Consider the following 25,548-nt stretch of genomic DNA (forward strand, 5'->3'; position numbering starts at 1 on the left):
GCGCCCGACGACCGACGCGCCCACCCCACCGAAGCGCCGCGATCGCCCGACCCCCTTACGGAGCGGGCGGGGCGGCATTGAAGGAGAACGACACATGACCGCCCTGCCACCGGCCTCCCGCCGACCGCACGGAAGGACCGTGCGATGAGGGTGCTGCTGCTCGGAGCCAACGGATACCTCGGCCGGTTCGTCGCCGACCGCCTGCTCGCCGACCCCGCCGTGCAGCTCACCGCCCTCGGGCGCGGCGACGACGCGGACGTACGGTTCGACCTCGCCACCGGCAGCCCGGGAGCCCTCACCCGCTTCCTCGACGCCGTGCACCCCGGGGTCGTCGTCAACTGCGCCGGGGCCACCCGAGGCGGCGCCCGCGAGCTGACCCGGCACAACACTGTCGCCGTCGCCACCGTCTGCGAGGCCCTGCGGCGCAGCGGCTGCGGTGCCCGCCTCGTCCAGATCGGCTGCGCCTCGGAGTACGGGCCCTCGCAGCCCGGCTCCTCCACCGCGGAGGACGCCGTGCCGCGCCCCGGCGGGCCGTACGGCGTCTCCAAGCTCGCCGCGACCGAACTCGTCCTCGGCTCGGGACTCGACGCGATCGTGCTGCGCGTCTTCTCGCCCGTCGGCCCCGGCACCCCCGCAGGATCGCCGCTCGGGCGCCTCGCGGAGGCGATGCGGCGGGCCATGCAGTCCGGCGACGGCGAACTGAAGCTCGGCGGGCTCGGCGTACAGCGGGACTTCGTCGACGTACGCGATGTGGCCCGGGCCGTACACGCCGCCTCGCTCTCCGCCGCCCAGGGCGTGGTCAACATCGGCACCGGACGCTCGGTGAAGCTCCGCGACGCGGCCGCCGTCCTGGCCAGGGTCGCGGGCTACGCGGGCACCCTGCACGAACTCGACGGGCCGCCCGTCATGCGCCCCGGTCTCATCGGCTCCCCGCGCTCCGGCGAGGCCGCGCTCGAACACCTCGCCACGCCCGCCCCGTACCCCGACGGCTGCGGAAGCTGGCAGCAGGCCGACGTACGCACCGCCCGCGACCGGCTCGGCTGGCGGCCCCGGATCAACCTGGAGGAATCCCTCGCCGACATCTGGATGGAGGCGGCATGCCGAATCTGACCCGGCTCCTCGGGCAGCGCGCGGCGACCGGCGCCGACCGGCTCGGCCTCGGCGTCCCCGGCTATGCCCACCCGCTCGTCGCCCCCGTCGAATGGGCCGAACTCACCCGCCCCGGAACGCCGTTGCACTGGGCCGTGCTCAATGTCTCCGGCGGCACCCCCGGCGGCCCCGGCAGCCGGCCCGATCCGCACTGCCTCGAAGCCGTCGGCAAGCTGCGCAACGCGGGCGTCCGGGTGCTCGGCCACGTCGACACGGCGTACGGCAGCCGCCCCTTCGGCGAGCAGATCTCCGAGGCGCACCGCTACCTCGACTGGTACCGGGTCGACGGCTTCCTGCTCGACCGCTGTCCCACAGAGCGAGACGCGCTTCCCGAAATGCGGCGCACCACCGACACGCTGCGGGCCCTGCGCGAGGGCGCCCACCTGGTCTTCGGGCACGGGACGCACCCGTACCCCGGCTACGCGGAGGCCGCCGACCAGCTGATCACGTACACCGGGCCGTGGACCGACTACCGCTGGTCGCAGGTGGCCGAATGGACCGCCGACTACCCGTCGGAGCGCTTCTGCCACCTGGTGCACGGGGTGCCCCGAACACATCTGGAGGAGGCGCTGCGGATCGCCCGCTGGCAGGGCGCGGGCACGATCTACTTCACGGACCGGGCCGACCGGTCCCGCCAGCGAAATGGACATACCGACCCATTTGAAACACTGCCCGGCTACTGGGACGAAATCGTCTCGCGGATCGGACCGGGTATCTCGGAATGAGGGGGCGCGTGGCAGTGTTACGGAGAGAACAACCGTACTGAGTTACCGACCGACGGAGTTTCCGTGTCGCTGCCACCCCTGGTCGAGCCAGCAGCTGAGCTCACCGTAGACGAGGTCCGCAGGTATTCGCGCCACCTGATCATCCCCGACGTCGGGATGGACGGGCAGAAGCGGCTGAAGAACGCGAAGGTGCTCGCCGTGGGCGCCGGCGGTCTCGGCTCCCCGGCCCTGATGTACCTGGCCGCAGCCGGTGTCGGCACGCTCGGCATCGTGGAGTTCGACGAGGTCGACGAGTCGAACCTCCAGCGCCAGATCATCCACAGCCAGGCCGACATCGGCCGCTCCAAGGCGGAGTCCGCGCGCGACTCCGTGCTCGGCATCAACCCGTACGTGAACGTCGTCCTGCACGAAGAGCGGCTCGAAGCCGAGAACGTGATGGACATCTTCAGCCAGTACGACCTGATCGTCGACGGCACGGACAACTTCGCGACGCGTTACCTGGTGAACGACGCGTGCGTGCTCCTGAACAAGCCGTACGTCTGGGGCTCGATCTACCGCTTCGACGGCCAGGCCTCGGTCTTCTGGTCCGAGCACGGTCCCTGCTACCGCTGCCTCTACCCGGAGCCCCCGCCGCCGGGCATGGTCCCGAGCTGCGCCGAGGGCGGCGTGCTCGGCGTTCTGTGCGCGTCGATCGGCTCGATCCAGGTCACCGAGGCGATCAAGGTCCTCGCGGGCGTCGGCGAGCCGCTGGTCGGCCGCCTGATGATCTACGACGCCCTGGAGATGCAGTACCGCCAGGTCAAGGTCCGCAAGGACCCCGACTGCGCGGTCTGCGGCCCGAACGCGACGGTCACCGAGCTCATCGACTACGAGGCCTTCTGCGGCGTCGTGTCCGAGGAGGCCCAGGAAGCGGCCATGGGCTCGACGATCACTCCCAAGCAGCTCAAGGAGTGGATCGACGCGGACGAGAAGATCGAGATCATCGACGTCCGCGAGCCGAACGAGTACGAGATCGTCTCGATCCCGGGCGCCAAGCTGATCCCCAAGAACGAGTTCCTGATGGGCACGGCGCTCGAATCGCTGCCCCAGGACAAGCGCATCGTCCTGCACTGCAAGACGGGCGTCCGCTCGGCGGAGGTCCTCGCGGTCCTCAAGGCGGCGGGGTTCGCCGACGCGGTCCACGTGGGCGGCGGGGTCATCGGCTGGGTCAACCAGATCGAGCCGGAGAAGCCCATCTACTAGAGGGTGCTGTTTGGCAGGGGGCCGGTTTCGCAGTGTGCGGACCGGCCCCTTTGCGGTTCTGTGCGATCGCATCCTGCTAAGGGGCGCGGGGAACTGCGCGACCAGCCACGACGGGCCCGCAGTCGAAAACGCACCCAAAACGGCGCCGGGTCACTGGCAAACGGCCCCTGCAGAAGGCACCTTTCCTTCCAGGAGGTAAGCGTTCACAGCCCCCTGCACGCACTTGTTGCCGCTGTTGTAGGCCCCGTGCCCCTGCCCCTTGTACGTGAGCTCCACGCCGACCCCGGGCCCCAGCTTGTCCACCATGTTCTTCGCGCCCACGTACGGCGTCGCGGGATCTCCCGTGTTGCCGACGACCACGATGGGGGCGGCGCCCGGTGCGCTCACATCGGGAGTGGTCCACTGGCCGGCCACCGGCCACTGGGTGCAGCCCATGAGGCCCCAGGCCATGAAGTCGCCGAAGACGGGCGAGGCCCTGCGGAACTCGGGGAGTTTGGCCTTCGTTTGGTCCAGTGAGTAACGCTCCTTGAAATCGGCACAGTTGATGGCCGCGTTGGCGGCCTGGATGTTGCTGTACGTGCCGTCCTTGCCGCGCCCGTTCATGGCGTCGGACAGGGCGAGGAGCAGCGCGCCCTGTCCGCCCTCCGCCTCGTCGACGCCCTGTTCGAGGAGCTGCCAGTACTCCTTGGAGTACAGGGCCTGGGCGATGCCGTTGGTGGCCTGGGTCTGGGTGAGCCGGCGGCCGCTGTTGCCGGCCGGGATGGGCTTCGTGTTGAGCTGGGCCAGCAGCTTGACGATGACGTCCTCGACCTCCCGCACGTTCGCGCCGCGCAGGAGGCACTTGTCGCCGCGGTTCACGCAGTCCTGCGCGAAGTTGTCGAGGGCGAGCTGGAAGCCCTTGGCCTGCCCGATCGCGCTCTGCTCGACGTCGTTGGTGGGGTCGACGACGGCGTCGAAGACGGCCCGCCCGACGTTCTTCGGGAACAGATGGGCGTAGACGCCGCCGAGCTCCGTCCCGTACGAGATCCCCATGTAGTACAGCTTCCGGTCGCCGAGGACCTGGCGCAGCAGGTCCATGTCGCGGGCGGCCTCGGTGGTGCCGACGTGGGGGAGCACCTTGCCGGAATTGTCCTGGCAGGCGGTGGCGAACGACTTGAGGCCCTCGATGTACGCCTCCTCCTTGGCGGCGTCGTCGGGGGTGGCGTCCTGGGCGAAGTACTTGTCGAGCTGGGAGTCGTTCTCGCACTGCACGGGCGCGCTGGCGCCGACCCCGCGCGGGTCGAAGCTGACCAGGTCGTAGCGGCCGCGCAGCCCCTCGTAGTCACTCGCCGCGGCGGGCAGGGTGGACACGCCGGAGCCGCCCGGGCCGCCGAAGTTGAAGACGAGCGAGCCGATGCGGTGCGCCTTGTCGGTGGCCTCGGTGCGGATCAGGGCGAGGTCGAGGGTGCCGGCCTTGGGGTTCGCGTAGTCCAGCGGCACCTTCATGGTGGCGCACTTCCACTGGGCGCCGCCGGGCAGCGGGGAGGGCGCGGAGCCGGTGCCCTCGGCCGCGGTGGGCGCGGCGCACGCCTTCCAGTTCAGCTTCTGGGTGGCGAGCTCGGCCGCGTCGGCGGTGCCCGAGGTGAGGCCGCCCTCGTCCTTGGCCCCGCTGGAACAGCCGACGGCGGCGAGCAGTACGGCGGCGGCGCTGAGCGCGGCGGCCCGGGTCCGCTTGCGCGGTGCGCGGTGGTGTTCCATCCCTCCATCCTGCGTCGGGAACAGGGAGAGCGCGCGAGCGGGGCGGCCCATCGGGGTGGCAGCCTGCCCGGCTCCGCCCGGCCGCCGGGCCGCTCAGCCCGGAACGCCCGCCCGGTCGAGGCCCCGCTCGGCCGCCGCGAGCCCCGCGTCCACACGGTCACCGGCGCGGGCGCCGGGTCGGTCAGGAGCGGGCCGAGCCCGACCGCCTCGGGCCGCAGCGCCATCAGGGACTCGGCGCCCTCGTCGACGGCCACCCCGGCGAGCGTGCCGGTGCGGAGCTTGCCGCCGACCCGGGTCGCGGTCCGGCTGCGCGTCGGCGCGGAAGTGCAGACAGGCGAGCGGGCGGGCCCGGGTGGCTTCCCAGATGACGATGATGGGCCGCTCCGCCACGGCGTGCCGGGGCCGGCGCACCAGGGTCCGCCCGCTCATCGCGCCCGCTCCCAGCCGCGCCGCGCCGCCCGGTTGGCCGTCAGCTTCGGGTCGCGGCGCCGGTAGACGACGTACGGACGGAACAGGTACTGGACCGGGGCGCTGAACATGTGGACCAGGCGCGAGTACGGGATCAGCGCGAACAGGGTGAAGCCGAACAGGATGTGCAGCTGGAAGGCGAGCGGGGCCGCGCCCATCAGGTGGTAGTCGGGCTGGAAGGCGAACAGCGAGCGGAACCAGATCGAGATGCCTTCGCGGTAGTTGTAATCGCCGGTGGCGCCGGTGGAGTTGAGGATCGTCGCCGTCAGGCCGAGCAGCATCGCGCCCAGCAGGAACGTGTACATCAGGCGGTCGCCGCGCAGCGTGGCCTTCCGCACCGCCGGGACCGTGAAGCGGCGGTGGACGAGGATGCCGATGCCGGCCGCCGCGGCGACACCCGCGACCGCGCCCGTCGACACGGCGAGCAGGTGGTAGGTGTGGTCGCTGACGCCGGCCGCGTCCGTCCAGCTCTGCGGGATCACCAGGCCCACCACATGGCCGAGTACGACGAAGAGCATCCCGAAGTGGAAGAGCGGCGAGCCGATGCGCAGCAGCCGCGACTCGTGGACCTGGGTGGAGTGGGTGGTCCAGCCGAACCGGTCGTAGCGGGCCCGCCAGAAGGTGCCCGCGATCAGCAGCGCGATCGAGACGTAGGGCAGCACGCCCCACAGGAGCAGGCTCATCAGGATGCCTTCCTCTCGGGGAAGCCGGGCCAGGGGAGCTCGACGCCGGGCTCGAACGGCTCAAGGCCGACGGTCTCGTGCGGCGGTCCCGCCTTGGCCAGCGCCTTCGCCTCGGCCTTCGTCGTGGGCGAGGCGCCGGGCAGGGTCGCGCAGACCGCTTCGAGGACGTCGGCGTACGGGGTGCCGGTTTGGGTCAGGGCGAGCCGCAGCAGTTCGAGGCCCGCACGGTGCTCCTGGAGCAGGTCGGTGCCGGAGTCCTCGTGGCGCCCGGCGAATTCGAGCGCGGCCGGAAGGAAGTCGGGGAGCTCCTCGTGGCTGAACTCCAGGCCGTGGTCGCGGTAGATCCGCTTGATCCGGACGAGCGAGAAGCCCCGGCGCCGGGTGTCGCCGTCGGCCCACCACGTCAGGTACAGGCAGCGGCGGTTTCGGGTGTCGAACGTCGACGTGTAGTGCGCGGCCAGGTCCAGCGGATCGGTGGCCGCCGCCATGTCCACGAAGGACTGGAGCCGCTCGGCCGCCGAACCCGGGCACTCCCTCAACGCCTCGCGCAGCAAGGGGAGTTGACCATGAAGGGCCTCGTCGGGGTAGTGCAGGCAGCGGGCCGCGACCAGGCGCAGAACGGCTGAGCTCTCGGGGGTCATGCGCTCCTCCGGGTAGGGGAGAGATTCAGCAGGACACGGTTCGGGGCGACCTCGCCGACCGGGCAGGTGGCGTCGAGCGGGTGGGCCTCGGCGAGGGCGTCGGCGTCGGCGCGGGCCGCGCTCGGCACCACGTACCGGTCCTCGTACTTGGCGATCGCGAGCAGCCGGAACAGGTCCTCCATCTCGGTGCCGGTCAGGCCCACGGCCCGCGCGACGGACTCGTCGCGCTCCTCACCGAGGTTCACGCGCCGCATGTACGAGCGCATCGCGGCCATCCGGCGCAGGACCGCCTCCACGGGGTAGGTGTCGCCCGCAGTGAGCAGCTCGGCCAGGTACTCCACCGGGATCCGCATCGCGTCGATCGCGCCGAACAGATTCCCCGCGTCCTCGCCGTCGTGGCCGCTCGCGGCGACCGCCTCGACCACCGGGGAGAGCGGCGGCACGTACCAGACCATCGGCATCGTGCGGTACTCCGGATGCAGCGGAAGGGCGACCTGGTAGGTGGCGATCAGGTCGTACACGGGGGAGCGGCGGGCCGCCTCGATCCACTCGTGGGTGATGCCCGAGGCCTTCGCGGCGGCGGCCACGGCCGGGTCGTCCGGGTCGAGGAAGCACTCCAACTGGCTGGGATACAGGTCGTGTTCGTCCTCGACGGCCGCCGCCTCGGCCACCTTGTCGGCGTCGTACAGCATCACGCCGAGGTAGCGCATGCGGCCGACGCAGGTCTCCGAGCACACGGTCGGCAGGCCCACCTCGACGCGCGGGAAGCAGAAGGTGCACTTCTCGGCCTTGCCGGTGGAGTGGTTGAAGTAGACCTTCTTGTACGGGCAGCCCGTCACGCACATCCGCCAGCCGCGGCAGGCGTCCTGGTCGACCAGGACGATCCCGTCCTCCTCGCGCTTGTACATCGCGCCGGACGGGCACGACGAGACGCACGCGGGGTTGAGGCAGTGCTCGCAGACGCGTGGCAGATAGAACATGAAGCTCTGCTCGAACTCGAAGCGGATCTTCTCGCCGACCTCGTCGCGGATCTTCTCGACGAGGGGGTCGAGCGGGGCGTTCTGGGGCGCGCCGCCCAGGTTGTCGTCCCAGTTCGGGCCCCACTCGATCGTGTCGACGGGCTCGCCGGTCAGGCTGGACACGGGACGCGCGACGGGCAGGTCGTTGCCCGCGGGGGCGTCGATCAGGTTCTTGTACTCGTACGTCCAGGGCTGGTAGTAGTCGTCGATCCCGGGGAGTTCGGGGTAGGCGAAGACCTGGCCGAGCCGCTTGAGGCGGCCGCCCGCGCGAAGCCGCAGCTTGCCGGAGCGGGTGCGCTCCCAGCCGCCCTTCCACTTCTCCTGATCCTCCCAGCGGCGCGGGTAACCCTGGCCGGGGAGGGTCTCGACGTTGTTGAACCAGACGTACTCGGTGCCCTGCCGGTTGGTCCACGCCTGCTTGCAGGTGACCGAGCAGGTGTGGCAGCCGATGCACTTGTCGAGGTTCATGACCATGGCGATCTGTGCCATGACGCGCATGTCTAGAACTCCACCTTCTGGTCGCGGCGACGGATGACGGTGACCTCGTCGCGCTGGTTGCCGGTCGGGCCGAGGTAGTTGAACCCCCACGTCAACTGGGCGTATCCGCCGACCAGATGGGTGGGCTTGAGCATGATCCGGGTCAGCGAGTTGTGGATGCCGCCCCGCTTCCCGGTCTTCTCGGTCCTGGGCACGCCGACCGTGCGCTCCTGCGCGTGGTTCATGTAGACCGTGCCGGCGGGCATCTTGTGCGAGACGATCGCGCGGGCGGTGACCACGCCGTTGCGGTTGACCGCCTCGATCCAGTCGTTGTCCCGCACGCCGATCGACTCGGCGTCCTGCGGGGACATCCAGATGGTCTGGCCGCCCCGGCCGAGCGTCATCATGTAGAGGTTGTCCTGGTACTGGCTGTGGATCGCCCACTTGTTGTGCGGGGTCAGATAGCGGACCGCGACCTGCTTCCCGCCCGCCCGTCGCCCACCACCACCCTTGTTTCGAAGCCCTTCGGTCCCCACCTCTTCTATTGAGCCCAGCTCGGGCTCCCCGTACAGGCGGTGCATGTTCAGCGGCGGCTTGTACACCGGGAGCGCCTCGCCGACCTCGTGGATCCAGTCGTGGTCCAGGAAGAAGTGCTGGCGGCCGGTGAGGGTGTGCCAGGGCTTGAGGTGCTCGGTGTTGACGGTGAACGCGGTGTAGCGCCGCCCGCCGGACTCGCTGCCCGACCACTCCGGGGAGGTGATCACCGGTACGGGCCTGGCCTGGGTGTCCGCGAACGTGATGCGCTTGCCCTCGGCCTCGGCGGCGAGGTGGGCCATGGGCTGCCCGGTCTTCTTCTCCAGGGTCTCGAAGCCCTGGGTCGCCAGGCGCCCGTTGGAGGTGCCGGACAGCGAGAGGATCGCCTCGCAGGCGCGCCGGGCGGTGTCGAGCCGAGGCCGCCCCTTCGCCATTCCTTCTCGTACGAGACCGTTCTTCTCACCCAGATACGTGATTTCCTCGGCCACGTCGAAGGTGATCGCCTTCGTCGTGACGCCGAGCCGGTCCACGAGGGGGCCGAGCGCGGCGAACTTCTCGCCGACGGCGCCGTAGTCCCGCTCGACGACCGTCAGGTTGTACATGGTGCGCCCCGGCACGGGCTCGCACTCGCCCTTCGACCAGTCGAGCGCGACGCCGCCGGGCTGGGCCATCTCGCCGCCCGGGGTGTCGTGCTGGAGCGCGGTGGCGACCACGTCCCTGCGCACGCCGAGGTGCTCCTTGGCCAGCTCGCCGAAGCGCTCGGCCAGCGCGTGGAACGCGTCGTAGTCGGAGCGGGCCTGCCACGGCGGATCGACGGCCGGGGTGAAGGCGTGCAGGAACGGGTGCATGTCCGTCGAGGACAGGTCGTGCTTCTCGTACCAGGTGGCGGCGGGCAGCACGACATCGCTGAGCAGCGTCGTCGACGTCATCCGGAAGTCCATCGCGAGCAGCAGATCGAGCTTGCCCTCGACGTCCTCCTGGTGCCAGGCCACATCGCGCGGCGCGCAACGCGGGCCGTCCTCGGGGAGGTTGGAGTGCGTGCCGAGGAGGTGCTTGAGGAAGTACTCGTTGCCCTTGGACGACGATCCGAGCAGGTTTGCACGCCATACGTTCAGGACGCGCGGCCAGTTCCGCGGGGCGTCCGGGTCCTCGCCCGCGAGGCCGAGCCGCCCCGCCCTGAGCTCGTCCACCACATGCTGGACGGGGTCTTCGGCCTCGCCGAGTTCCAGCGGGTTGCGGTCGAAGGTCGGGTACGAGGGCATCCAGCCCATGCGGGCCGAGGCGGCCAGGCAGTCGGCGCCGGTCATGCCTTCGAAGCGGCCGTCGCCGAGCGGCGAGGCCAGCGCCTCGGTGGGCAGCGTGTCGTAGCGCCACTGGTCGGTGTGCAGGTAGAACCAGCCCGCGCCGATCATGTGCCGGGGTGGCCGGGTCCAGTCGGAGGCGCTCGCGAGGGTGGCCCAGCCGGTGACCGGGCGGCACTTCTCCTGCCCGACGTAGTGCCCCCAGCCGCCGCCGTTGCGCCCCTGGCAGCCGGTCAGGGTGAGCAGCGCGAGGAAGGCCCGGTAGATGGTCTCGGAGTGGAACCAGTGGTTGGTGCCGGCGCCCATCAGGATCATGCAGCGCCCCTCGGACTTCTCTGCCGTCTCCGCGAACTCCCTCGCCACACGGGTGACTTGCGCTGCCGGAACGGAGGTGAGGGTCTCCTGCCAGCCGGGGGTGCCGGGAGTCCCGGCGTCCTCGTACGACGTCGGCCACTCGCCGGGCAGCCCCTCGCGGCCGACCCCGTACTGGGCCAGCATCAGGTCGTACACGGTGGTGACGGGACGTCCGCCGATGCGGCGGACCGGAACGCCCCGGCGTACGACGCCTTCGCTGCCCTCCTCGAAGCGGGGCAGCACGACCTCGACGGTCTCGCCGTCGCTTTCGCCGAGCATGCTGAGCCGGGGCACGGTGTCGCCCAGGTCCAGGTTCCACTCGGGCGTCGTGCCCCAGCGGTGGCCCAACGTGCCGCCCGGGACGGTGGGTTCACCGGTGGCGTCGTCGATGAGGACGGTCTTCCACTGGGCGTTCTCGGTGTCCTCGCCCAGGTCGGCCGCGGTCACGAACTTGTGCGGAACGAGCCCTTCTTCGGTCTCCTTCAGGGAGATCAGGAAGGGCAGATCGGTGTACGTGCGCACGTAATCGACAAAGAAAGGAGTCTGTCGTTCGACAAAGAATTCCTTGAGGATGACGTGGCCCATGGCGAGGGCGAGAGCGCCGTCCGTTCCCGGGTGCGGATGCATCCATTCGTCGGCGAACTTGGTGTTGTCCGCGAAATCCGGGGAAACGGTGACGACCTTCTGGCCGCGATAGCGGGCCTCGGTCATCCAGTGCGCGTCGGGGGTACGCGTGACGGGGACGTTGGAGCCCCACATCATCAGATAGGCCGCGTCCCACCAGTCGCCGGACTCCGGTACGTCCGTCTGGTCGCCGAAGACCTGAGGCGAGGCGACCGGCAGGTCGGCGTACCAGTCGTAGAAGGACAGCATCGGCGCGCCGATGAGTGAGTGGAAGCGGGCGCCGGCCGCGTGCGAGGCCATCGACATCGCGGGGATGGGGGAGAAGCCGGCGACCCGGTCAGGTCCGTGCTCCTTGATGGTGTGGACGTGGGCGGCCGCGACGATCTCGACGGCCTCCTCCCAGCTCGCCCGCACGAGACCGCCCTTGCCGCGCGCCTTCTGGTACGTCCTTCTCCTGGTGGCGTCGCTCTGGATGTCGGCCCAGGCGAGCACCGGATCGCCCAGGCGTGCCTTGGCCTCGCGGTACATCCTGAGGAGCTCCCCGCGTACGTGCGGGTGGCGGACCCGGGTCGGCGAGTAGCTGTACCAGGAGAACGATGCGCCGCGCGGACAGCCGCGGGGTTCGTACTCGGGGCGGTCGGGGCCGACGGAGGGGTAGTCGGTCGCCTGGGTCTCCCAGGTGATGATCCCGTCCTTGACGTACACCTTCCAGCGGCACGAGCCGGTGCAGTTCACGCCGTGCGTCGAGTACACGACCTTGTCGTGGCTCCAGCGGTCCCGGTAGAAGGACTCGGCCTGCCGCCCGCCGGTGCGGTGCACGGTGCGCAGATCGTCGGAGACCTCGGCGCGGGTGAAGAAGCTGCCCGCCCGCACGAGTGCGTCGGCAATGCCGCGGGGGTGCTCTTGCTTCTCTTGCAACGGAAACTCCTCCGGCCCGGAAAAAGAATGTGAGCGGGCCTTTCCGGACGAGGTGTCGGGAAATGCGGACGCCTCCGGACGGCCATCAACGAGCCTACGCCCGCCATTTCTTGGAACCCGGGGACTTTGGTCCCGGCGGGCGGTGACCTAATTCCGCGATTGTCCCGGGGGCGGGCTGGGATGATGGGAAAAATGCCGAGCGTGCAGGGCAGATAGTCCTTTCGGGTAATTCTGGAACCCTTTTTCGGAAGGGGAAAGGTGGGCCGCTGTGAGCCGGAACCGCTGGCTGCCGAACCAGCACGGTGCGTGGGTGATGCTCGCCGTCCCGTTCCTTGCCGGAACGTTCCTGGGCCACCCGCGCTGGGCGCATCTGCCGCTGCTCGCGGCGTGGCTGCTTGGCTATCTCGCGGTGTACCACTTCCAGCAGTGGCTGCGCCTGAGCAGGATCTCCCGCAACCCGAAGGCGCCCCGCCGTCATGTCCGCCCTGCGGCGTGCTTCGCCGCGGGGGCCCTGCTTTTCGGCCTCCCGCCGGCCGCGCTGCACCCGTGGCTGCTGGTGGCGGCAGCGTGCGCGGCCCCGTTCATCTCGCTCAACACCCTTTACGCGTACGCCAATCGGGAGCGTGCGCTGTGGAACGGGCTGGCGGCGGTGGTCCCGGCGTGCGGAATGCTGCTGGTGACCCTGCGGCTGGGAGGCGGGCCGTGGAGTTCCGGCCTCGCCCCGGCGCTGGCCTGCCTGCTGTACTTCGCGGGGACGGTCCCGTACGTGAAGACAATGATCAGGGAGCGGAACTCGCGGGCGTATTACCGGGGTTCGGTCGCCTACCACGGCGTGGCGTCGGCGCTCGCGGCCCTGCTGAGCCCGTGGCTGGCAGCCCCGTTCGCGCTGTACCTGCTGCGAGCTGCGCTCCTGCCCGGCAGGGGGCTGAAGGTGGGGGTGGTGGGAGCGGTGGAGGTGGCGGCCTCGCTGGCCCTGCTGGGGACGGTGCTGGCGGCCTTCTGAGCACGGGCGGGGACCGATCGCGGGCCCCCGCGGCCCCTGGGCGGGTGGCCCCGCCGGCCCGCAGGCGGAGCGCGGTTCCTACAGCTGGCCCTTCCTCGTCAGGTAGTTGAAGCACAGCCAGCCGGGCAGGACAGGGAGCCAGAAGGTCAGCAGGCGGTACAGCAGCACCGCCGAGGTGGCCGTTTCCGCCGTCATGCCGGCGATCGTCAACGCCGTCGACAGGGCCAGCTCGACCGCGCCGACACCACCCGGCGTCGGCGCCGCGGAGCCGAGCGCGTTGGCCGTCAGGAAGACCACCGCCACGCTCGCGTAGCTCAGCGTGTGCTCGCTCCCCGTACCGAAGGCCCGGATCGACGCGTCCAGGCACATCACGAACACGCCCGTCAGAAGCAGCATCCCCCCGATCCCGGTGATGAGCTTCTGCGGGCGCTGGAGCACGTCCAGCATGCGCGGCACCACACCCGCGAACAGCGAGCGGACCCGGCTGACCACGAACTTCCGCAGGAACGGGACCGCCGTCACGACCAGGATCAGGACGGCCGCGGTGAGCAGACCCGCGATCACCGTCCGGGAGGGCGAGAGCTCCGACGTCTGCTCGGTGCCCGTCACGTACCCGAAGATCAGCAGCAGCGAGATGTGCGAGGCGAGCCCGAAGAGCTGCGATGCGCCGACACTCGCCACCGCGAGCCCCGGACGTACACCCGCGCGCTGGAGGAACCGCGTGTTGAGGGCGACACCGCCTACCGCGGCCGGCGCGACCAGCTTCACGAACGAGCCCGCGACCTGCGCGGTCACCGCCCGCCAGAACGGCACCCGCTCGGGCACGAAGCCGAGCAGGCTGGCCGCCGCGGCAGGGTAGGACAGTGCCGAGAACAGCACGGCCGCCGCGACCCAGCCCCACTGGGCGTTCGCGATCAGATCGCCGAACTTGATGTTGGTGAGCTGCACCAGGAGGAAGTACGCGGCGAAGGCCCCCGCCACGAAACTGATCAGCGTCTTCACCTTGATGCGTTCGAGGCGTACCGGCTCGACGGGGGCCTGCGGGCGGATCAGCAGCACCTGGTGGCGGATCTGGGTGAGCAGATCGTCCTCCTTCGCCTCCTCCAGGGCCTCGTCGATGGCCAGCTTCTCGGCCTTCTTCTCGGCCTTGACGGCCTTGCGGTCGTCGAGCACCGGGACCGCTTCGGGGTGCGCCGCGGCCTCCTTGGCGGCGGCCGCCTCCGCGGCCTTCGCCTCCTTCGCCGCGTCCGACGCCTCCAGGACCGCCTCGCGTTCGCGCTGCGCCTGCTCGCGGCCGAGCTTGCGCAGGGTCGCGCGGGTGGAGCGGCTCAGCGCGATGGGCTGGAGCAGCGGGAGGCTGTCGGCGACCACGTCCGGGCCCAGCACATCGAGCGCGGAGGCGACCGAGCGCTCGGCGCCGACGCGCAGGCCGAGGGTGGTCAGGAGCTGGGCGACGTCCATCCGGAGCACGATGTCGCCCGCCGCGATCTCGCCGCCGCGCAGATCGGTCACGATCACCTTGCCGGAACGATCCACCAGGATCGCGTCGCCGGCCAGCCTGCGGTGCGCGATCCGCCGCGACTGGAGCGCCTCGACCTGCCGCCACGTCTCGCGCAGCAGCTCGTCGGTGATCTCCCTGTCGTCGAGGGAGTCCAGTGAGCGGCCGCCGGTGTGCTCGTACACCAGCATCACGGCGTCCGGGCCGAGCTCGGAGGTGGCGATCAGCTTGGGCGCGTTCGCCCCGGCCGCGATCGCCGCGTACGCGAGGAGCGCCTCCTGCTCCAGGGCCTGTCTGAGCGACTGGATCGAGCGGCGGGTGGTGATGGAGCGCAGTGTGAGGCGGCGCCACACCCGGTAGAAGAAGCCCTGCGCCTGCTGTTCGCGGTCGACGACCGTGACGTCGAGGGGCGGGGCGTCCTGGAGCGTGACCAGATACCGGCGGCCGCGCTCGCCCTGGTCCATCGAGTCGGGGACGTCCTCGGCGCGCAGCGCGGTCACCGGGTTGAAGCCGACGTGGCGAAGCCCCGCGAGCAGGGTCTGCCCGGTGGGCCGCACATTGGGCGAGCCGACCGCGTAGAGCGTGCCGTACGCGACCGTCCAGCCGATCAGGATCGTCACGATGATCGAGAACGGGGTGGTCTGCTCGCCGACCAGTACGGCGAAGGAGTTGAGCAGCAGCACCGCCCACAGCGCGACCCGCCACCTGGGTCTGCGGGCCATTCCGACGGCCGTCATATAGGCGATGACGGGGGCGAGATAGCCGTGCACGGGGTCGGTGAGGGAGCCCGAGGGCGACAATCGGGTCAGCGCCTCGGTGATCGATCCGGGGGCGGACTTGGCTACCCACAGGTCGGTGGCGAGGGCGACGCCGTGCGCGAGCACCGCGGCGAGCACGCCGTCCGCGATCCGCAGTCCGTCACGTTTGATCAGCCGCTCGATGGCGAAGGCGACGGGCAGGACGAGGACGGCGATGCTGGACGCGAGCCCGGCGAGGCGGATCAGGACGTCGGGGGCGCCGGTGGTGCCGTTGGTGATGTCGTTTTCCAGGCCGGACGTGGTGCCGTGGGCGAACGCGGCGATGGCCAGGACGACGGCGATCGCGAGCACGCCGGTGAGCAGCCGGAGCAGGTCCGAGGGGCGGTGCACGCGGGCGGGCAGCAGCGGTTCGTCCACGGAGACGCGCTCGATGGAGCCCGAGGTGTCGTCGCACAGGGCGTCGCCGCCCTTGCCGCGCCGGCCGGAGTCCGTACCGTCGGAGCCCTCGGGGCGCTGGTCGCCTTCGGGGTTCGCGCGGTCCGCGTGAGAGCCGGGCCCCTCTGAGCGCTCGTGAGCGACAGGGCCCTCGGGGCCTTCCTGACCCTGCTGGCCCTCGTGGTTTTCGGGGACCTCGTCGTTTTCGCGGTTCGCGGAGCCTTCGGGGGTGTCGGAGCGCTCGCCGTCCGCGTGGCTCGCGGAGCCTTCGGGTCCGGTTCCTGGGTGGGACTCCGCACCCGGTGTCGCGTCGCCCCCCGCCGGCCCGGGAGCATCGGGTGAGGCGGGCTGCCGCCCCGTTTCAGGGGTGCTGCTCGCCGCCGCCTCGGGTGGCTGCACGCCCCGCTCCTTCGCTGCCTCGTCCGTCTTGTCTCTGTCTCGTATCACCGCTCACCGCCCGCATGATGGTGGCATGTCCAGAGATCCCAGGGGGGCATCAGGGTGCATTGCCAGGGCGTGCGCTGCGTGAGTTGCGCCCCTTTGTCGCTCCGCGACCGGACTGCGTCCGGATATGACCCGGCTCGGGGCGGCTGTCGGTGGCGTACGGCAGGATGGAGCGGATGAGCGAGGAGCAGAGGGACCGGGAGGGCGAGGCGCTGCCCGAGATCCCCGCATACGCGGAACGGGTCCTCGACGTCGCCGAGCACATCCCGCCGGGCCGGGTGATGACGTACGGGGACGTCGCCGAATGGCTCGGCGAGGGCGGGCCGCGCCAGGTCGGCCGGGTCATGTCGCTCTACGGCGGCGCCGTGCCCTGGTGGCGCGTGGTGCGGTCGGACGGGCAGCTCCTGCCCGGACACGAGCTGCGGGCCCTGGGGCACTACCGCGACGAGGGCACCCCGCTGCGCGAGGCGGGCCGGTCCGCCGAGGGCCATCTGCCGAGGCTCGACATGCGCCGGGCGCGCTGGGACGGCACCACGGGCGGCGCGGTCGGCGGGCTCGGCGGCGGGGCGGCTCATACCTGACAGCTTCCGCCATCCGGCGATGCCGGGGGCGACCTGAGGACCGTACGGATGACTCGCTGCGTGCCGGGCACGGATCGGCGTACCGTCGAGGGTCTGCGCCGGCCGCGCAGGCCTCGTAACCACCATCACGACCAGCACACCCACCAGGACCGGCGATCCACGTGAGCTCCTCCTCTTCCACCGGGCGTCAGACGTACCAACAGGTACGTCGGCGGTCCCCCGGCGCGTACCGACTGGTGCGTACCCCGCCGGACCCGGTGGATCCCCCTCTCCTTGACGCACCCCAGCGCAGGGTGGTTGACCACCGCTCGGGTCCGCTTCTCGTGCTCGCGGGGCCCGGCACCGGCAAGACGACCACCCTGGTGGAGGCGGTCGCGGCCAAGGTGGCGGCCGGCACGGACCCCGAACGCATCCTGGTCCTCACCTTCAGCCGCAAGGCCGCGGTCGAGCTCCGCGACCGGATGGCGCTGCGCCTCGGCGCCGGCGCGAAGAGCCCGCAGGCCACCACGTTCCACTCGTACTGCTACGCGCTGGTCCGTGCGCATCAGGATGCCGAGCTGTTCCGCGAGCCCCTGCGCCTGCTGTCCGGCCCCGAACAGGACGTGGCCGTACGCGACCTGCTCGCCGGGCAGATCGACCTCCAGCGCACCGGGCTCGCGCATGTGCGCTGGCCCGACGAGCTGCGGGCCTGCCTGACCACGCGCGGCTTCGCCGACGAGGTGCGCGCGGTGCTCGCCCGCAGCCGCGAACTGGGCATCGGCCCCGACGCCCTGGCCCGCTTCGCCGAGCGCGCCGGCCGCCCGGACTGGAAGGCGGCCTCGGCGTTCCTCGCCGAATACCTCGACGTCCTCGACCTCCAGGGCGTCCTGGACTACGCGGAACTCGTGCACCGCGCGGTACTGCTCGCCGGACGCATCGAGCTGCCCTCCTACGAGGCGGTGTTCGTCGACGAGTACCAGGACACCGACCCGGCGCAGGTACGGCTCCTGAAGGCGCTGGCGGGCGGCGGCCGCACGCTGGTGGCGTTCGGCGACCCGGACCAGTCGATCTACACGTTCCGGGGTGCCGACATCAACGGCATCCTCGACTTCCCCGACACGTTCGCGCGTACGGACGGGAGCCCGGCGCCCGTCGAGGTCCTCACCACGTCGCGCCGCTCCGGCACGGCCCTCCTTGACGCGACCCGGCTGCTGACCCGCCGCATGCCGCTGCCGCGCCTGCCCGCCGAGCGGGTCCGTGCGCACCGCGACCTGTCGCCGACCCGTACGGGCGGCCGCGTGGAGACGTACACGTACCCCACGGCCTCCACCGAGCTGGACAACATCGCGGACCTGCTGCGCCGCGCCCACCTCGAAGAGGGCGTCCCCTGGCAGGAGATGGCGATCCTGGTCCGGGCGGGCACCCGCACGATCCCGGCCCTGCGCCGCGCCCTGACGACGGCGGGCATCCCGGTGGACACGTCGGGCGCGGACACGCCGTTGCGCGACGAACCGGCGGTGTCGCCGCTCCTGACGGCGCTGCGGGTGGTGGCGGAGGCGACGGCGAAGGGTTCTCCGGAGGGCGGGGTGGCGGCGCCGGTCAGCCTCGTGCACCCCCGCAGGGGCGCGGCGACCAGCCCGGCCGCACCCCCCGCCCCGCTCGACCCCGAGACCGCGCACACCCTGCTCACCTCGCCGCTCGGCGGCATGGACACCGCCGACCTCCGCCGCCTCGGGCGGGCCCTGCGCGACGAGGAGCGGGCAGCGGGCAATCGCCTCCCTGCCCCCTCGGACGTGCTGCTCGCCCGGGCCCTGGCCGAGCCCGAGCGGCTCGTCGCGCACGACCCCTCGTACGCCCGCGGCGCCCAGCGCCTCGGCGCGCTGCTGCGCAAGGCCGGCGAGCTCCTGGAGGGCGGCGGCACCGCGGCGGAGGCGCTGTGGGAGCTGTGGAACGGCACGCCCTGGCCGCAGCGCCTGGAACGCGCGGCGCTGCGCGGCGGGGCCGGCGGGCGGGCCGCCGACCGCGATCTGGACGCCGTCTGCGCCCTGTTCGACACCGCGGCCCGCGCCGAGGAGCGCACCGGCGGCCGGGGCGCGCTCAACTTCCTCGAAGAGGTTTACGCGCAGGACATAGCGGCCGACACCCTCACCCGCCGGGCCGCCCGCCCGGACGCCGTCCGTGTCATGACCGCCCACCGCTCCAAGGGCCTGGAGTGGAGCCTGGTCGTGGTCGCCGGGGTGCAGGAGGGGCTCTGGCCCGACCTGCGCCGCCGCGGCTCGCTCCTGGAGGCCGACCGGATCGGCCGCGACGGCCTGGCCGAACCGCTCACCCCGGGCGCGCTGCTCGCGGAAGAACGACGCCTCTTCTATGTCGCGGCCACCCGCGCCCGGGACCGCCTCGTCGTGACCGCCGTCAAGGCCCCGGCCGACGACGGCGACCAGCCGTCCCGCTTCCTCACCGAGCTCGGCGTCGAGCCCCGCGACACGACGGGCCGCCCCCGCCGCCCCCTGGCGGTGGCCGCGCTGGTCGCCGAGCTGCGCGCCACGACCGTCGACCCGGACGCCTCCGACGCGCTGCGCGAGGCCGCCGCCGAACGCCTCGGCAGGCTGGCCGCGCTGGCCGACGACGAGGGCCAGCCGCTGGTCCCGGCCGCGCATCCGCACCGCTGGTGGGGCCTGTACGAGCCGACCCGCTCGGAGGTCCCGCTGCGCGACCGCGCCCTACCGGTCGCCCTGTCGGGCAGCGCCCTGGACCAGCTCGCCAACACCTGCGCCCTGCAGTGGTTCCTGGGCCGCGAGGTCAAGGCGGACGCGCCCGCGACGGCCGCCCAGGGCTTCGGGAACGTGGTCCACGTCCTGGCCGACGAGGTCGCCTCCGGCCGTACGCCGGCCGACCTGGCCGTCCTGATGGAACGCCTCGACTCGGTGTGGGACGCGCTCGCCTTCGACGCACCCTGGAAGTCGCTCCAGGAGAAGCAGAACGCCCGTGCCGCCCTGGAGCGCTTCCTCCAGTGGCACACCCTGGACCGCGCGGGCCGCACCCCCGTCGCCACGGAACACGGTTTCGACGTGACCCTGGAGGCGGGCGAGTACGAGGTACGCATCCGGGGCTCCATGGACCGCGTCGAGCAGGACGTGGAGGGCCGCGCGTACGTCGTCGACTTCAAGACCGGCAAGCAGTCGCCCACGGCCGCGGAGGTGGCTACGCACCCGCAGCTGGCCGTCTACCAGCTGGCGGTGCGGGAAGGCGCCCTGGACGAGGCCTTCGACGGCCGCCGCCCCGACCCCGGCGGCGCCGAACTGGTCCACCTGCGCCGGCCCGCCCCCCAACGCGAGGGCGGCGACGCGTACCCGAAGGTCCAGTCCCAGCAGCCCTTGACAGGCGAGTGGGTGGGCGACCTCTTGGCCACGGCGGCAGGCAAAGTCCTGGACGAACGCTTCACCCCGACGCCGGGCACGCACTGCACGCACTGCACGTTCAGGGCGTCGTGCACGGCCCAGCCGGAGGGACGGCAGGTGGTGGAGTAGAACGCCCCTTTGAGGAGCGGGGTCCGGGCGTGCCTCCGAGGGGGGTCCGGGCGCGCCTCCGAGCGGGGCTCGGGCGTGCCTCCGAGGGGGTCCGGGGCGGAGCCCCGAAGGGGGTGCAGGGGGCGAAGCCCCCGCGGGGGGTCGAGGGGCGAAGCCCCCGTGGGGCCTGGGGGCGAAGCCCCCGGAAACCCCCTTCCCTGTTCCCACCCATCCCCGGCGGGTTTCGGGAAGGGGCGGGGCGGGGCAACGCCCGCCGCAGGCGCCCCGGACCCGCAGGCCTCCCACCCGCAGGCCTCCCACCCGCAGGCGCCCCCGACCCGCACCCGGCCCCCACTGTCAGCACCCCCCACTACCCTTGACCACCGTGCCCACCCCCCTCACCGACCCCGAGCAGCTCAAAGAGCTCCTCGGCATCCCCTTCACCCCGGAGCAGACGGCCTGCATCACCGCCCCGCCCGCCCCGCAGGTCATCGTGGCCGGAGCCGGCTCCGGCAAGACGACGGTCATGGCGGCCAGGGTCGTATGGCTGGTGGGCACCGGCCAGGTCGCACCGGAGCAGGTCCTGGGGCTGACCTTCACCAACAAGGCCGCGGGCGAGCTCGCGGAGCGCGTACGCACCGCCCTGATCAGGGCCGGCATCACCGACCCGGACGCCCCGGAGCCCGAGCAGGGCGAGCCCGGCATCTCCACGTACCACGCCTTCGCGGGCCGCCTGCTCACCGACCACGGCCTGCGCATAGGCCTGGAGCCCACCTCACGCCTCCTCGCCGACGCCACCCGCTTCCAGCTCGCCGCCAGGGTGCTCCGCGAGGCCCCGGGGCCGTACCCGGCACTGACCAAGGCGTTCGCCTCCCTGGTCAGCGACCTGCTCGCGCTCGACGCCGAGCTCGCGGAACATCTCGTACACCCCGAGCGTCTGGCCACGTACGACCGGGACCTGCTGCGCATCCTGGAGAGCGCCAAGCTCAGCAACGCCGAGCTGCGCAAGGTGCCCGAGGCCGCCGCGGCCCGGCTCGAACTGCTCGACCTCACCACCCGCTACCGCGCCGCCAAGAAGAGCCGCGACCTGCTCGACTTTGGCGACCAGATCGCGCTGTCCGCCGAGCTCGCCCTCACCCACCCCGAGGTCGGCCGGATCCTGCGCGAGGAGTTCAAGGTGGTGCTCCTCGACGAGTACCAGGACACCTCGGTCGCCCAGCGCCGCCTGCTCGCCGCGCTCTTCGGCGGCGGCACCGGCCACGCCGTGACCGCCGTCGGCGACCCCTGCCAGGCCATCTACGGCTGGCGTGGCGCCTCGGTGGCCAACCTCGACGACTTCCCCCGCCACTTCCCGTACGCCGACGGCCGCCCCGCCACCCGCTACGCCCTGTCCGAGAACCGTCGCAGCGGCGGCCGTCTCCTCGACCTCGCCAACTCCCTTGCCGCGCCGCTGCGTTCGATGCACGAGGGTGTGGAGGCGCTGCGTCCGGCCCCCGGCGCCGAGCGGGACGGCAGCGTCCGCACAGCCCTGCTCGACACCCACGAGCAGGAGATCGAGTGGCTCGCCGACTCGATCGCCCACCTCGTGCGCACGGGCAAGGCCCCGGGCGAGATCGCGGTCCTGTGCCGTACGGCGGGCGATTTCCCGCAGATCCAGGGCGCCCTGGTGGCCCGCGACGTCCCCGTCGAGGTCGTCGGCCTCTCCGGCCTTCTCCACCTGCCCGAGGTCGCCGACCTCGTGGCGGTCTGCGAAGTCCTCCAGGACCCGGGCGCGAACGCCTCGCTCGTACGGATCCTGACCGGCCCGCGCTGGCGCATCGGCCCCCGCGACCTGGCACTGCTCGGCCGCCGCGCCCGCAACCTCGTACGCCGCGTCACCGGCGCGTCCGACGACGCCGACCAGCGCCTCGCCGACGCCGTCGAAGGGGTCGACCCGGCCGAGGTGATCTCGCTCGCCGACGCCCTGGACACCTTCCTCGAAGGTGCCGAGGACGACGGGCTGCCCTTCTCCGCGGAAGCCCGCGTCCGCTTCGCCCGCCTCGCCGCCGAACTGCGCGACCTGCGCCGCTCGCTCTCCGACCCGCTCATGGACGTACTGCACCGTGTCCTGAGTGTCACCGGCCTCGAAGTCGAGCTCTCCGCCTCCCCGCACGCCCTGGCCGCCCGCCGCCGCGAGACCCTCTCCGGCTTTCTCGACACGGCGGCGAGCTTCGCGGCGCTGGACGGTGAGGCCTCGCTCCTCGCGTTCCTCGGTTTCCTGCGCACCGCCGCCCAGTACGAGAAGGGCCTGGACAACGCGCTGCCCGGCGGCGAGAACACGGTGAAGGTGCTCACCGCCCACAAGTCCAAGGGCCTGGAGTGGGACGTCGTCGCCGTCCCCGGCCTAGTCGCCGGAACGTTCCCCTCCACCCAGTCGAGGGAGGCCTGGACGTCCCAGGCGAAGGTTCTCCCGCACGCCCTGCGCGGCGACGCCCCGACGCTGCCGGTCGTCGAGGAGTGGGACGCGAAGGGCCTCAAGTCCTTCAAGGAGGCGATGAAGGACCACCAGCACACCGAGGAACTGCGCCTGGGATACGTCACGTTCACCCGCCCCCGCACCCTGCTGCTCGGCTCGGGCCACTGGTGGGGCCCGAGCCAGAAGAAGCCCCGGGGCCCCTCCGCCTTCCTGCATGCGCTGTACGAGCACTGCGCGGCGGGCCACGGCGAGATCGAGGCGTGGGCGGACGAACCGGCCGAGGACGCCGAGAACCCCGCCCTCCACGAGTCCGCCACCGCCCACGCCTGGCCCCTCCCGCTCGACCCGGACTCCCTGGCCCGCCGCCGCGCCGCAGCGGAACGAGTCCTGGCCCACCTGGCGACCCCGGCGGCAGAGGCTCCGCATGAGAAAGCGCCCGCCTCTTATGAGGACGCGCGTTACGGGGACGAGCCCTATGGGGACGGGCTTTACGAAGACGCGCCCTATGAAGCCGATCCGTACGAGAACGATCCGTACGAGGACGATCCCCACGAGGGCGAGCTCTACGGGGACGAGCCCTTCCCTCCGCATGACGAGCCCTTCCCTCCTGATGGGGAAGGGGAGTTGGGGCACCCGGTTGACCCGACCGAGGACTGGGACCTGCTGCCCACCGAGCGCCCGGCCGCCACCCCGCCGTCCGCCGACGCGGAGATCGAGCACGCCCCGGCCGCGCCGGTCGAGCACACCCGCGTCCGCGACCACGCCCTGGCGCAGACCCCCGCCGACATCCCCGCCCCCCGCCTCACCCCCGAGGACCGCCGCACCCTGCACTCCTGGGACCGCGACCTGGAGGCGCTCACCACCGAGCTCCGCCGGGCCCGCGCCACCACCCGTGAGGTCGAGGTGCCCGCCTCGCTCACCGCGTCCGAGCTGCTCAGCCTTGCCGCGGACCCGGACGGCTTCGCCCGCGACCTGGCCCGCCCCATGCCGCGCCGCCCCCAGCCGGCCGCCCGCCGGGGCACCCGGTTCCACGCCTGGGTGGAGTCCCGCTTCGAGGAACTCCCGCTGCCGATGCTGGGCCCGGACGAGCTGCCCGGGGCGGACGACACCGAGGCCGACATCGCGGACGAACGGGATCTGGCCGCCCTCAAGGAGGCCTTCGAACGCACCCCGTACGCGGCCCGCACCCCGTACCGCACCGAGGCCCCCATCCAGCTGACGCTGGCCGGCCGGGTGATCAGGGGCCGGATCGACGCCGTCTACAAGGAGGGCGACGGCTCCCGCGCCACGTACGAGATCGTCGACTGGAAGACCGGCCGGCAGGCCACCGCCGACCCGCTCCAGCTGGCGGTCTACCGGGTCGCCTGGGCCGAGCAGCTGGGCGTCCCGCTGGAGTCGGTCGGGGCCGCGTTCGTGTACGTACGCACAGGTGAGACGGTCCGCCCGGCCCACCTGCCGGGCCGCGCCGAGCTGGAGGCGATCCTGCTCGGGCGCAGTCCGCAGGGCGGACCGCCGGACCGGCCACCACCCCCGGCCGGATAGGCTCAAGGACATGAGCGAGACCCCGGACAGCGCCGTCCAGACCGCCACCGAGACGGTGCGCACGTACATCGAGCAGCACCGCGCCGCCTTCCTCGACGACCTCGCGGAGTGGCTGCGGATCCCGTCCGTGTCGGCCCAGCCCGACCACGACGCCGACGTACGGCGCAGTGCCGACTGGCTCGCCGCCAAGCTCCGCGAGACCGGCTTCCCGGTGGCCGAGATCCTGGACACCCCGGGCGCCCCCGCCGTCTACGCCGAGTGGCCCTCGGGCGAGGCGGGCGCGCCCACCGTCCTGGTCTACGGCCACCACGACGTGCAGCCCGCGGTCCGCGAGGACGGCTGGCACACCGACCCGTTCGAGCCCGTGATCACCGACGGGCGGATGTACGGGCGCGGCGCCGCCGACGACAAGGGCCAGGTGTTCTTCCACACCCTCGGAGTCCGCGCGCACCTCGCCGCCACCGGCCGCACCGCCCCGGCCGTCAACCTGAAGCTCCTGATCGAGGGTGAGGAGGAGTCCGGCTCGCCGCACTTCCGGGCCCTCGTCGAGCAGCACGCCGAGCGCCTCGCGGCCGACGCCGTGATCGTCTCCGACACCGGCATGTGGTCCGAGGACACCCCCACCGTGTGCACCGGCATGCGTGGCCTCGCCGAGTGCGAGATCCAGCTGTACGGGCCCGGCCAGGACATCCACTCCGGCTCCTTCGGCGGCGCCGTACCCAACCCGGCGACGGCCGCGGCCCGCCTGGTGGCGGCGCTGCACGACGCCGACGAGCACGTCACGATCCCCGGCTTCTACGACGGCATCGCGGAGCTCACCGACGCCGAGCGCGAACTCTTCGCCGAGCTGCCCTTCGACGAGGCCGAGTGGCTGGGCACCGCCAAGTCGCGGGCGACCCTGGGCGAGGCCGGGTTCTCCACCCTGGAGCGGATCTGGGCCCGCCCGACGGCCGAGGTCAACGGCATCGGCGGCGGCTATCAGGGCCCCGGCGGCAAGACGATTATCCCGTCGTCGGCGATGGTGAAGCTGTCCTTCCGCCTGGTCGCGGGCCAGGACCCCAAGCACATCGAGAAGCTCGTCACCCACTGGGCCGCCGAGCAGGTCCCGGCCGGAATCCGGCAGGAGATCACCTGGAGCGCGGGCACCCGGCCGTGCCTCACCCCGCTCGGCCACCCGGCGCTCCAGTCCGTCGTGCGGGCGATGAGCGAGGCCTTCGGCACGAAGGTCCGCTTCACCCGCGAGGGAGGCTCGGGACCTGCCGCCGACCTCCAGGACGTACTGGCGGCGCCCGTCCTGTTCCTGGGGATCTCGGTCCCCTCGGACGGCTGGCACGCGCCCAACGAGAAGGTCGAACTGGATCTGCTGTTCAAGGGCGTCGAGACCACGGCCCACCTGTGGAGCGACCTCGCCGCCACGACAGCCTGATCCGCCAGCCTGACCACCGGCTGACAGAAATCGCTGAACACACCATCCA

14 protein-coding genes are annotated in these 25,548 nt (G+C 72.0%); 8 read left to right on the top strand and 6 right to left on the bottom strand.

The features are described from left to right. Positions 1-144: 144 nt before the first annotated feature. The 3 genes from ABD346_RS26340 (at position 145) to moeZ (ending at position 3,116) form a co-directional block, all read left to right on the top strand. Positions 145-1,110, top strand: coding sequence for an NAD-dependent epimerase/dehydratase family protein (locus tag ABD346_RS26340; protein ID WP_189962756.1), 966 nt, complete (start codon positions 145-147; stop codon positions 1,108-1,110). Beyond that, positions 1,098-1,874 (top strand): spherulation-specific family 4 protein, encoded by a 777-nt coding sequence (locus ABD346_RS26345; RefSeq protein ID WP_344378240.1) that lies wholly within the window; start codon positions 1,098-1,100, stop codon positions 1,872-1,874. Before ABD346_RS26340 ends, ABD346_RS26345 begins: the two co-directional genes overlap by 13 nt. Before the next feature lie 63 nt (positions 1,875-1,937). Next, the gene (gene moeZ / locus ABD346_RS26350; RefSeq protein ID WP_189962754.1) at positions 1,938-3,116 is read left to right on the top strand and encodes an adenylyltransferase/sulfurtransferase MoeZ; all 1,179 of its coding nucleotides are present in this window, start codon (positions 1,938-1,940) and stop codon (positions 3,114-3,116) included. A 150-nt stretch (positions 3,117-3,266) separates the two neighbouring features. Here moeZ and ABD346_RS26355 read toward each other — a convergent pair whose 3' ends face one another. The 5 genes from ABD346_RS26355 to ABD346_RS26375 form a co-directional block, all read right to left on the bottom strand. Then, positions 3,267-4,853 (bottom strand): alpha/beta hydrolase, encoded by a 1,587-nt coding sequence (locus tag ABD346_RS26355; RefSeq protein WP_344378242.1) that lies wholly within the window; start codon positions 4,851-4,853, stop codon positions 3,267-3,269. A gap of 425 nt (positions 4,854-5,278) precedes the next feature. Beyond that, complete coding sequence (gene narI / locus ABD346_RS26360; RefSeq protein ID WP_344378244.1) at positions 5,279-6,004, bottom strand: respiratory nitrate reductase subunit gamma; 726 nt, start codon at positions 6,002-6,004, stop codon at positions 5,279-5,281. Next, positions 6,004-6,645 (bottom strand): nitrate reductase molybdenum cofactor assembly chaperone, encoded by a 642-nt coding sequence (gene narJ / locus ABD346_RS26365; protein WP_344378247.1) that lies wholly within the window; start codon positions 6,643-6,645, stop codon positions 6,004-6,006. Before narJ ends, narI begins: the two co-directional genes overlap by 1 nt. Further along, positions 6,642-8,162 carry a nitrate reductase subunit beta gene (gene narH / locus ABD346_RS26370; protein ID WP_344378249.1) on the bottom strand — a complete coding sequence of 507 codons (1,521 nt, stop codon included), beginning with the start codon at positions 8,160-8,162 and terminating at the stop codon, positions 6,642-6,644. Before narH ends, narJ begins: the two co-directional genes overlap by 4 nt. Positions 8,163-8,164: 2 nt before the next feature. Next, entirely contained in the window at positions 8,165-11,872 is a 3,708-nt protein-coding gene (locus ABD346_RS26375; protein ID WP_344378252.1) for a nitrate reductase subunit alpha, read from the bottom strand. A gap of 268 nt (positions 11,873-12,140) precedes the next feature. Here ABD346_RS26375 and ABD346_RS26380 point away from each other — a divergent pair, with 268 nt between their 5' ends. Next, positions 12,141-12,875, top strand: coding sequence for a YwiC-like family protein (locus tag ABD346_RS26380; protein ID WP_344378253.1), 735 nt, complete (start codon positions 12,141-12,143; stop codon positions 12,873-12,875). A gap of 78 nt (positions 12,876-12,953) precedes the next feature. Here the strand turns inward: ABD346_RS26380 and ABD346_RS26385 are convergent, their stop codons facing one another. Beyond that, a complete protein-coding gene (locus ABD346_RS26385) occupies positions 12,954-15,965 on the bottom strand; it encodes a lysylphosphatidylglycerol synthase domain-containing protein (protein WP_344378256.1) in 3,012 nt (1,003 codons plus the stop codon). A gap of 212 nt (positions 15,966-16,177) precedes the next feature. Between ABD346_RS26385 and ABD346_RS26390 the strand changes: the two genes are divergently transcribed. From ABD346_RS26390 to ABD346_RS26405, 4 genes are all read left to right on the top strand, one after another. Continuing rightward, a complete protein-coding gene (locus ABD346_RS26390; protein WP_381227839.1) occupies positions 16,178-16,591 on the top strand; it encodes an MGMT family protein in 414 nt (137 codons plus the stop codon). Positions 16,592-16,752: 161 nt separating this feature from the next. After that, positions 16,753-20,097 carry an ATP-dependent helicase gene (locus ABD346_RS26395; RefSeq protein ID WP_344378260.1) on the top strand — a complete coding sequence of 1,115 codons (3,345 nt, stop codon included), beginning with the start codon at positions 16,753-16,755 and terminating at the stop codon, positions 20,095-20,097. A gap of 364 nt (positions 20,098-20,461) precedes the next feature. Continuing rightward, positions 20,462-24,073, top strand: coding sequence for an ATP-dependent helicase (locus ABD346_RS26400; RefSeq protein WP_344378262.1), 3,612 nt, complete (start codon positions 20,462-20,464; stop codon positions 24,071-24,073). 10 nt (positions 24,074-24,083) lie between these two features. After that, positions 24,084-25,499: a dipeptidase gene (locus ABD346_RS26405; protein WP_344378263.1), complete on the top strand. Its 1,416-nt coding sequence runs from the start codon at positions 24,084-24,086 to the stop codon at positions 25,497-25,499. Positions 25,500-25,548: the final 49 nt, after the last annotated feature.

Origin of the sequence: Streptomyces mauvecolor, assembly GCF_039532965.1 — a bacterium.
Taxonomy (GTDB): Bacteria; Actinomycetota; Actinomycetes; order Streptomycetales; family Streptomycetaceae; genus Streptomyces; species Streptomyces violascens.